The organism is Lachnobacterium bovis, assembly GCF_900111325.1.
In the GTDB taxonomy this organism is placed as follows: domain Bacteria; phylum Bacillota; class Clostridia; order Lachnospirales; family Lachnospiraceae; genus Roseburia; species Roseburia bovis_A.
The window spans coordinates 1-10,021 of the sequence record NZ_FOGW01000038.1 but is presented as its reverse complement, the minus strand read 5'-3'; the positions used below and the strand labels follow the sequence as shown (position 1 = coordinate 10,021).

Annotated in this window: 13 protein-coding genes and 1 pseudogene; 9 read left to right on the top strand and 5 right to left on the bottom strand. The window is 34.8% G+C overall.

Annotation, left to right across the window (positions count from 1 at the left end):
* A partial coding sequence (locus BMY79_RS12660) for a recombinase family protein (protein WP_177176450.1) occupies positions 1-172 on the bottom strand: 172 nt, incomplete at its 3' end.
* Between the two features lie 71 nt (positions 173-243).
* Between BMY79_RS12660 and BMY79_RS11240 the strand changes: the two are divergent.
* The 4 genes and pseudogenes from BMY79_RS11240 (at position 244) to BMY79_RS11225 (ending at position 4,518) form a co-directional block, all read left to right on the top strand.
* Positions 244-777 (top strand): annotated as a pseudogene (locus tag BMY79_RS11240) (RNA 2'-phosphotransferase).
* Between the two features lie 239 nt (positions 778-1,016).
* Complete coding sequence (locus tag BMY79_RS11235; protein WP_074730988.1) at positions 1,017-2,771, top strand: N-6 DNA methylase; 1,755 nt, start codon at positions 1,017-1,019, stop codon at positions 2,769-2,771.
* A 314-nt stretch (positions 2,772-3,085) separates the two neighbouring features.
* Complete coding sequence (locus BMY79_RS11230; protein WP_083383568.1) at positions 3,086-4,084, top strand: Abi family protein; 999 nt, start codon at positions 3,086-3,088, stop codon at positions 4,082-4,084.
* 260 nt (positions 4,085-4,344) lie between these two features.
* A complete protein-coding gene (locus BMY79_RS11225) occupies positions 4,345-4,518 on the top strand; it encodes a hypothetical protein (RefSeq protein ID WP_177176449.1) in 174 nt (57 codons plus the stop codon).
* A gap of 133 nt (positions 4,519-4,651) precedes the next feature.
* Here the strand turns inward: BMY79_RS11225 and BMY79_RS11220 are convergent, their stop codons facing one another.
* Positions 4,652-4,900 (bottom strand): zinc-ribbon domain-containing protein, encoded by a 249-nt coding sequence (locus BMY79_RS11220; RefSeq protein WP_074730987.1) that lies wholly within the window; start codon positions 4,898-4,900, stop codon positions 4,652-4,654.
* Between the two features lie 13 nt (positions 4,901-4,913).
* Positions 4,914-5,339: a hypothetical protein gene (locus tag BMY79_RS11215; RefSeq protein WP_074730986.1), complete on the bottom strand. Its 426-nt coding sequence runs from the start codon at positions 5,337-5,339 to the stop codon at positions 4,914-4,916.
* A 759-nt stretch (positions 5,340-6,098) separates the two neighbouring features.
* Here BMY79_RS11215 and BMY79_RS11210 point away from each other — a divergent pair.
* The 5 genes from BMY79_RS11210 (at position 6,099) to BMY79_RS11190 (ending at position 9,519) form a co-directional block, all read left to right on the top strand.
* Positions 6,099-6,461, top strand: coding sequence for a helix-turn-helix domain-containing protein (locus BMY79_RS11210; RefSeq protein ID WP_074730985.1), 363 nt, complete (start codon positions 6,099-6,101; stop codon positions 6,459-6,461).
* A 155-nt stretch (positions 6,462-6,616) separates the two neighbouring features.
* Complete coding sequence (locus BMY79_RS11205) at positions 6,617-7,630, top strand: ORF6N domain-containing protein (RefSeq protein WP_027422621.1); 1,014 nt, start codon at positions 6,617-6,619, stop codon at positions 7,628-7,630.
* A 14-nt stretch (positions 7,631-7,644) separates the two neighbouring features.
* Positions 7,645-8,271 carry a recombinase family protein gene (locus BMY79_RS11200; RefSeq protein WP_027422622.1) on the top strand — a complete coding sequence of 209 codons (627 nt, stop codon included), beginning with the start codon at positions 7,645-7,647 and terminating at the stop codon, positions 8,269-8,271.
* Positions 8,272-8,319: 48 nt separating this feature from the next.
* On the top strand, positions 8,320-8,682 hold the full coding sequence (locus BMY79_RS11195; protein ID WP_074730984.1) for a VOC family protein: 363 nt from the start codon (positions 8,320-8,322) through the stop codon (positions 8,680-8,682).
* A gap of 222 nt (positions 8,683-8,904) precedes the next feature.
* Positions 8,905-9,519 (top strand): helix-turn-helix domain-containing protein, encoded by a 615-nt coding sequence (locus BMY79_RS11190; protein ID WP_074730983.1) that lies wholly within the window; start codon positions 8,905-8,907, stop codon positions 9,517-9,519.
* A 50-nt stretch (positions 9,520-9,569) separates the two neighbouring features.
* Here BMY79_RS11190 and BMY79_RS11185 read toward each other — a convergent pair whose 3' ends face one another.
* Positions 9,570-9,737 carry an integrase gene (locus BMY79_RS11185; protein ID WP_074730982.1) on the bottom strand — a complete coding sequence of 56 codons (168 nt, stop codon included), beginning with the start codon at positions 9,735-9,737 and terminating at the stop codon, positions 9,570-9,572.
* A partial coding sequence (locus tag BMY79_RS12235) for a hypothetical protein (protein ID WP_207645459.1) occupies positions 9,738-10,021 on the bottom strand: 284 nt, incomplete at its 5' end.

Sequence of the window (10,021 nt, the reverse complement as noted above, 5' to 3'; positions counted from 1 at the left end):
AAATAATAGCAGGATGATGGTTTGAATAATGATATTCGCCTTCAGTTGTGTTTACATATGAGTCACCAATATATTTTACATTACTAAGCATTTTTTCAATATAACGCTTGTTCCAATAATCTCTACCACTTGGAGATAAGATGTTTTGACGATGGAACTTCGTGAGGCATATGTGGAGCTTATGATTGAGCTTGAAGAAATTAGGTTAAAAGAAAAATACGGAAAATAAGGAAGGGATAATATATGAGTTTAAATGATACAAGCAAATTCATGAGTCTTATTCTTAGGCATAAACCAGAGACAATAGGCATCAGCTTAGATTAACATGGCTGGGCCAATGTCGATGAATTAATTGAAGGAATAGCAAAAACTCATGAATTTAGCATGGATATCTTGGAAGAGATTGTCAGGACTGATAATAAACAGAGATATTCATTCAATGATGATAAGACACTAATAAGAGCTAACCAGGGACATTCAATCCTGGTTGATGTAGAGCTTGAAGAAACTGAACCGCCGGAAGAATTATGGCATGGTACTGGTGAGAAGTATGTTAATTCTATTGATGAGCAAGGACTGATTCCTAAAAGCAGATTATATGTACACTTGTCAAAAGATGAGGACACTGCTGTAAAAGTAGGTCAACGCCATGGCAAGCCGGTATTGTATATTGTTAAGGCAGGAGAGATGCATAGAGAAGGATATAAGTTTTTCTTATCTAAGAATGGTGTATGGCTTACTAAGGAAGTTCCGGTTAAGTATTTAATAAAGCAATAATGAAAAATGGGCAAAGGAGAATATCCTATGCCCATTTGTTAGTTTGCGCGCCATGGACGCGCTCTAATGCAATGTCATTAATTTTAGAGTATTTCTTACAAAAATCAAATAAATCAAATTTGGTTATTGACAACCATACTTGATAATGGTATATTATAACCATAAGGAAATAAGGTTATACAAAACCAACAAATAACTTATTAACCAACAATCTTGTATAAACCAAGGAGGAGAAACATATGACAAATAAAGTAAACGCAACAGAAATTAAAGGAATCGATAGCAAAGTAGTAGAAGGAATCAGAGAAAGAATTAATGCACTTACAAAAGGAAATGCAATGGCTGACGTAGGAACAGACTTTAAAGTTGCCTATTTAGCATATGTGGCAGCAGAAAATAACGTAGCAGATGAACAAGATTTAACAAGAATTTTAGAACCGGGAACAGCAATAAAAACAGAAAAATATGACCAGCAACTTGCTCCAGAGGAAAATTGGGCACAAGTTATGGAAGAAAAAAATATAGAATGTGCCATTCAATTATCTAAGATGTATTCAAAAAATGAATTGTTAGCGTATCTTTACAGATATCCAAGAGAAGGCTGTGGAAAAAAAGTTGGAGAATTCGGCACACCAGATTCAATTTCAAATTTAGCATTGAAAATCCTAGATATCCAAGAAAACGAAAAAGTAGCTGACCTATGTAGCGGAGTCTGTGATTTCATTACTATGGCAGCAGATAAAAACGAAAAAGCATCGTTTTACGGAAGGGATATTAATAAAAATTATTGTGAGATATCAAAAATCAGAACAGGATTATTTAATGACAATGTAGAAATCGAAAATGGAGATGTACTGGATGATTTAAATGACAAGAAATTCGACAAAATATTTATGAATTACCCATTTGGAATGCGATTAAGAAATCTTCCAGAAACAGATTATATCCAAGAACTTTATGAAAGAGTGCCTGAAATAAAAAAAGCAACATCAGCAGATTGGATTTACAATTTGTTGATGCTCGATCATCTTAAAAAAAATGGAAAAGCAGTAGCAATTATGACAAACGGAAGTACATTAAATAGCATTGACGAAAAAACTCGTGAGTACTTTGTAAAAGGCGGATATGTCGAAGCAGTTATAGCCTTACCATCTAATTTATTTGAATCAACAAGTATCCCAACTACAATGCTTGTATTAAGTCATGACAACGAAAAAATTAGAATGATTAATGCAATAGAGCAGTGTAAAAAAGGAAGAAGACAGAATACTTTTACAGTAAAAGACGTGGAATATATCGCTAAATTGCTAAAAGAAGAAGGGGAAGAAGCCAGAACAGTTGATATTGCCGAGATAGAAAAAAATGATTATGTCCTCGATCCAACAAGATATCTTGTTAAAAAGGTTGAAGTAAAAAACGGCGTAGAATTTGGTAAAGTAATAAAACGAGTTACACGAGGTGCATCGTTAAAAGCCAAAGACTTAGATGAGATGGTTTCAAAAAATCCAACAAATGCGCAGTATCTTATGATTGCAAATATTCAAAATGGAATGATTTCAAAGGACTTACCATACCTTAAGGAAATCAATCCAAAGCTTGATAAATATTGTATCGGAAATAAAAACTTATTGATTTCAAAAAACGGATCGCCTTTTAAGGTGGCAGTTGCAGAAATAGAAGATGAAAAAAAGATTTTAGCAAATGGCAATTTGTTTATTATAGAACTTGATGAAAAACAGGTGAATCCATATTTTTTAAAGGCTTTTTTTGAAAGTGAAATTGGAGAAGCAACATTGAACTCAATCGTAGTAGGTGCAGTGATTCCAACTATATCAGTGTCAGCCTTGAAAAAAATGATTGTTCCATTACCACCAATCGAAAAACAAGAAAAAATTGCAACATCATACCAGGCAAAACAAAATGAAATAAAGGAATTGCAGGAAAAAATTGAAAAAGCTCAAGAGGAATTAAAAAAGATATTTGAAGAAGGCTAAGAAGAATGGATTGGTTTGATATTGTATTTTTAAAGTTCGTTTAAGAAACTTTGTCAAAAACAGAAGCTAGGGTTTATGGCCTCTATGGCTCAACTATCCTAACTGGTATAAAGTAGAAGGGGTAATTGTTGGCAAGGGTAATAATGGGTTACAATTTGTTCATTTAATGCTATAATAATCATAATGGATAAATTGCAGAGAAAATGGATTATTTTTCTCGAATTTTATATTATGTATAGTTTTATTTTATAATGTTTTAAATGTTATAATTTAGTAAAAATTATAAAATAATTGTATGGGAGATATTTAAGACTGTGTTAGAAGGACATATAGAAGATACAATAAAGAAAAAAGTGCTATCAAGAAAACCTATGATTTCTATAGATGAACAAATTGAATTATTAAAAAGTAAGGGCATAAAATTTAATATAATGAGTGAGGTCGAAGCAAAAAAATATTTGAGTAACAATAATAATTATTTTAAGGTGACATCATATAGAAAGAATTATGATAAACATCCAGGTGGAGTTCAAGTTGGTCAATATATTCACTTAGAGTTTGCTTATTTGGTTGATTTAGCAATAATTGATATGAGGATTAGATATCATATTTTGCATATGGCATTAGATATAGAACATTACATAAGAATGGATTTAATAAAAAAAGTAAGTGAATACAATGAGGATGGCTATTCAATTGTAAAAGAATATTTTAACTATTTGGAAGAAAAACAAAAAAATAAATTGAGGGCAGAATTAAAAAGAAATAAAGAAAATGTCTATTGTGGTGATTTATTAAAGGCATACGAAGATGATTATCCAATATGGGTATTTGTTGAACTTATAACATTTGGAAGCTTGATATATTTATATAAGTTTTGTGCTGAAAAGTTTAATGATAAGCAAATGAAAGATAATTTCTTTATGTTTAAAACATGTAAAGAAATTAGGAATGCAGCGGCGCATAATAATTGTATTATTAATGATTTAAAAACTAATACTTGTAAGCATAAAACAAATACAAAAGTTGTTAAGTGGTTGACATCTATGGATGGATTAAATAAAAAATTTAAAAAAAATAAGATGACAAATGCTAGATTGCAGCAAATTGTTACTCTTTTATATGTTCATGAAAAGTTGGTTACAAGTAATGGAATAAAAAATAAAGAGTGCGATAAATTGCTTGAATTAAAAGAAAGAATAAATAGAGAATCAAATTATTATGATAGTAATGATTTGATTGCAACAAGTTTTAATTTTTTGTCGAAAGTTATTGACAATTGGATTCAAAGGAATTACAATAAAAATACATAGAAAAAGAAGAAATCTTTTGCAGAGCGGCATTGTAGCAATATGATGTTTGCTCTGATTTTTTTGTCCAGAATGGAATTAGGGATATTTATATGATAATGGAAGTAAAAAAGGATAAACATTAGTTAGAAGCATCAACGTTATTATAAAAGGTAGCGTTGATGCTTTTTTATTTATCGTGTGTGTTAAAAAAAACCACATAGATTCCCCCTAGTGACCCCCCAATCTAACTATGCTATATTATAAATAGAGCTAAGAATTTGATGAAGTTAGACGTACCAAGATGGGCAGCGTATAAAATCGCTTATTGTGGAGACAGATGTGCAAGACTCGCTCACAATGGATGGGTACAAAAGGCTATAAGTACAAAGAGTCTAACCTCAGTTGGATTAGTCTCAATGTTAGATTACTATACCGAAAGGTGTGTTACTTGTTAAGTTGATTGAACCGCCGTGTACGGAACCGTACGCACGGTGGTGGTGTGAGAGGTCGGGAGATTATTAAAATCTCCCTCCTACGCGATTCTATGAAAATACTGTTTACCGGTATCTGAATCTTAAATGTAAGTGGTCAATTATCACCAAGAGATTCTTTCATCTGTTTGTATTCCTTATAGCTCATGGATTTTGCCTCTCCACAGCAAGGGCAGAGGATCATTCTCCTCTTTGTCAAGATCAGGAAAGGAATATAAAACAGTGTAAAGGACAGCTTTTCTCTTGCGAGAGCCTGCTCAACCGTATGGTGGCAGTTTTCACACTTTCTTACTCCTATGTTTTTATCTATTTTAAGTTTTGTTCTGGTTCCGTATATGATTATCATTTAACCGATCCTCCTATGCAATCAAATTTCCTTCGTTAAATAAGCAGCGTTTGATCAATATATTAAGCGCTTCATTATAGTCATCTTTTTTGTAATTTCTGCTTACCCTGGCGGTGTAGAGTTTTGTTCCTTCTCTGGTTTCAACAACTATGCCTTTTTGTTCGTAATCATATTTGTTAAAAAACATGTTGCTGGAGTATACATTTACTATGTCGGCAATGGGTACTATGCAGATGGCCTTTTTAAAACTCCCGTAATAGCAATAATAGTTATTGGTGATCACAGCTTTAAGCTTAGGAAAGTTAATTGTGGAAGTGCTTTTTGCTTCACTCATGAATGTTTCAAGATAAGTGCTTCCGATTCCGTTTGCCAAAGCAGTATTTACCAAGTTTCTTTTCTTATCTGTGCTCAGATTAAATACTTTCTCGTATGTTAGCATTTCGAACTCCTTATTGTAAAAATATTTAAAACCTTGTTAATAATATCACGATCTTAGTTAGGTTTCAACCGTCTATATGGTTTCAACAATAAAAACCTCTAATTCCTAAAAAACTCAGCCGAATCCTTCGTTGTATTTGCAAAAACGTGACACCTTTTTCTATTCTCAAATCTTTTAGTTTTTCCTGAATTGATAATTTACACTTCAATGCTTTATTCCCCCAGTGCTTTTCCTAAAGTCCTTGTATATGTAAATCATAACAGAATGTAAGTTTGCTATAAATGATGTATTCCAATATCGTGGAAAATTTTGAGTAGAGCAGCTATTTCCTACCTCTTGGATATGCGGAGTAGGGCTTCTAAATCTTGGATAATTAGTCCATGAACAACGATAACGAGAGGAGGTGAAAAGCAAAAGTTGCCAATTCATGTGGCACTGTAGATGGCAAAACAATTTCGGATATGAAGGAGAATCATGAACGAGTTTTAAAGAAGGTGGAAAAGACTTTTAACAAATATGGAGTTCTCTTGCAAACTTTATCGGAAATATGATAGCAAAATACGCGGATGAAATTGATTTTGATTCATTACCGGATCCTGATGTCTATCTTCAAAAAAAATATATATGAATCTTAGAAGGCGTATATGAAGTTCCGTAATAAGAAAACGAAGTAGAATATTGAAGGATATAGTGAGGTGTGGTAAAATAAATTCATTAATATGAATGTTATATAAGTGAACGATAGGCGAGGTATCACTCATGATTATCAGTGAAAGAATTATAAAGGTTTTAAAAGAACGCAATATGACACAGGCGGAGTTTGCAAAGCAGGTTGGAATTTCTACCAGTACAATAAGCGAATGGAAAAAGAGAAAGACAAATCCTACTGTGGAAAAGATAATGGACATCTGTAATGTTCTGCAAATTACCCCGGAGCAACTTCTTACCGGTAAAGGAATTGAGGATGAAGAGGAAATTGCAGCTGCAAGTCCGGAGAGTAAATTCACTCCCGGCGATGTTCAGATGATTGAAGATTATCATAACCTCAGGGAAGAGCAGCAGAAGCGTCTTATGGCTTATATGGAGGCTCTGAAGAAGATAGAGAGTCTTGAAGAGATGTAGATATAGTTCTAAGTCTAATATGCGTTTACAAATTTGAACTGAGGCTTTGTGGTCTATTTTTTCGGCCACAAAAATATTTTTGTTTTTAACGTGTAAATACATGAAGTCACAATTTGTGACTTCAAAAAAAGGAAATGCAAAGGATTATAGTGTTTATGGAAAATACAACAGGATTACTCACAGTTGAGTCAATTAGAAACTGTGTATATACGATACGCGGACAACAGGTGATGCTTGACAGTGATTTGGCTCATATTTATGGATATGAGGTCAAAGCTATGAATCAACAGGTAAAGCGAAATATTGAGAGGTTTCCCGAAGATTTTATGTTTCAATTAAACCAAGAAGAAATTCCAAACGACTATTTAAAGTCACAATTTGTGACTTTAAACGAAAGTGGAAATAAACGCGGTTTACACATAAAAAAGATGCCATATGCCTTCACTGAACAAGGAATATATATGTTGGCAACTGTACTCAAGGGAGATTTAGCCACACAGCAAAGTATTTTTATCATGCGTGCGTTTAAGGAAATGCGTCATTATATTCGGCAGAATCAGCAGTTTGTTTCGCAGTCTGAAATGAGCATAGTTACTGCTAAAGTTTCGGAGTTATCTGTGCAAATGGCAGGAGCAATTGATCATCAGAAGAAAACGGATAAAGCAATTGAAGACATTCAGAAGAGTATTGATACCCTGAATGAAAATTTTGTTTCGGATAAGGATTTTAAGAATTTCATAATTTATAAAGGTCAGAAGTTTGAGGCAGATGTAGCTTACATAAATATTTATCAGCAGGCAGCCAAGTCAATTTATGTTGTTGATGATTATATGAATACGAAGTCTTTGCAGTTATTATCGCAGAAAAATCCTGGGGTTGAGGTTATTCTTTTTACAGAAAATGGACACGGTAAGCGAGGCTTTCTTACAACATCAGTGGTTAATGATTTTCTAAACCAATATCCACCGCTTCGAATTAAGCCAAATCCGGATTGTCATGATAGGCTTATTGTACTCGATTATGGATTACCGACAGAGCAGGCTTTCCATTGCGGAGCGTCCAGCAAAGATGCGGGGAAAAAGCTTTGTGCCATTAACAAGGTGGAATCAGTAAATATGGTTAGACCGGTTATTGATGGTCTATTAAAGCTTCCAGACAAAAATATTTAGAGGAGTTGGTTAGATTGGCTAAAGAAAAAGTGAAAGTCTATTTATATACTCGTGTTTCAACTGCCATGCAGATAGATGGATATTCTTTGGATGCACAGAAATCCAGAATGAAAGCTTTCTGCGAATTTAATGACTATGAAATCGCTGGAGAATATGAAGAAGCCGGAAGACTTATGATTTCTGTTCTTTCTGCCGTTGCTGAGATTGAGCGAGAGAATATACGTGTTCAAACAATGGAAGGGCGTATGCAAAAAGTAAGAGAAGGAAGATGGAACGGTGGGTTTGCTCCATATGGATATGCCCTTATTGATGGAAAACTTGAAATCAACGAAGAGGAAGTTGTAGCTATCAGAACAATCTTTGACCAATATGTAAATACAGATATGGGATCAAATGGAATTGCTAAGTATTTGGAAAACTTGGATTATGAAGATAAGCATTACAAGAGAAGAAAAGCAGATTTAGAGGACCGCCTCAGTAAGACTTATGATAAAATAGAAGAGACAGAAAATGCCTTAGTAGAGGCTAAAGCTAAGAAGCGGTCGATACTTGCTGAAAAGGTTTGTGGAGATAATATCTACAAAGCGCTAATCTTTTTCGATAAAATGTATGAGCCAATGAATGAAGCGGAAGGCAAATAGTCGCGAAAGCTTAAGTATACTGCCTGCGCTGATGAAGAAAGGGAAAACATGAAACTGAAGAACGTACTGATCGTTGTAAAAGACATAGAGAGAGCAAGACAGTTCTACCATGATCTGTTCGGCCTTGAGATGATTCTTGACAATAATGGAAATATGATTATGACAGAAGGGCTGGTGCTGCAGGAGAAAAAATACTGGGAAGAGTTCCTTGGAAAAGAGATCATTCCGGAAAATAACTCTTGTGAGCTCTATTTTGAGGAGTCTGATATTGAAGGATTCGTAGAGAAACTTGAGAAATATTATCCAGATGTGAAATATGTGAATCGACTGATGACGCACAGCTGGGGACAGAAGGTCATTCGCTTCTATGATCTGGACGGCAACTTAATTGAAGTGGGAACACCGATGTAGTAGGAGAAAAAGTTAGAGAAAAATAGCTTTATACGTGAAGGCGTACAGAAGAGTGCTGTTTATAAAAATGGGCAAATTTATGATTTGTTTCTATATGCGAAGTTAAAGTAAAATGAGCTTTTTTGGACTCAACCAGCGGTAGAGTGGACAAAATCAACTGCCGGTTCGTGTGAATTAACATGAATTCCGGCTATGCTTGAGTTATGAAAGGAGGTGCCCGATATGGATCAAATCAAAATTGGAAAATTCATAGCATCCTGCAGGAAGGAACAGGGCATGACGCAGGCAGTGCTTGCTGAGAAGCTCGGAATCAGTGACCGGGCGATATCAAAATGGGAGACCGGAAAGTCTATGCCGGATTCCGGGATTATGCTGGAGCTGTGTGAACTTCTGAAAATTAACGTCAACGAACTCCTGTCGGGCGAAAGAATTATGGCAGAAGCATATGACAAACGGGCAGAAGAAAACCTGCTGGCAATGAGGCGAGAGGTTGAAGAAAAGAACAGGCAAATGCTTCAGACGGAATACTGGATTGCGATTCCTGCCATCATTGCAGGACTGATCATGGTGTTTGTGGCTTCATTTTTAGAGATGCCAGTCTGGCTGCGAATTGCACTTATCGTGTTTGCTCTCATAATGATATTTACGGTAGCTTTTATCGCTGTGGGCATTGAGCAAAAGGCCGGATACTATGAATGCCAGAATTGCCACCACAGATATGTTCCTACATACTGGCAGACAAATCTTGCTATGCACATGGGACGGACAAGATATATGAAATGCCCAGAGTGTGGAAAAAGAAGCTGGCAGAGAAAAGTTCTTACAAAAGAAGAGTAAGCAGACCAAGGCTCCTCGCTACTGATTAGGTTCAGTGGCAAGGAGCCTTTTTATGATTCGATTTCGATTGTGATCCCGGACTTGAATTCCACGGTGAAGTGGTTGGCGAAGACAGTGATCTCCTCGATAAGCTTTTTGACCAGAGCCTCATCAAACTCTGTAATGCCAGTTTCCTGTCCGGTGATGAAGTCATGAAAGAATATTTTTTCTTCACTCATTTAGAAAAAGCAACCCACACATGTATTGACTTCAATTGCCTTCAGAACAAGGTTGCGAAACTCCTTTGCCAGTTCAAGAAATTCCTCATTATCTGAATTGTTAATCATGCGATCAGTTATCTCAAGAGTTTTTTTCAAATTATCTCCTTCTATCCACTCCTCTTCATACATATTGATCAACAGATTACATTCTGCGTCTATGAAATTAAATAAGTATTTCTCCATAAGATAAAACTTGTCTTCGTGAAATTTCATAAACCAGTAAATATCTCTTATATCACCTT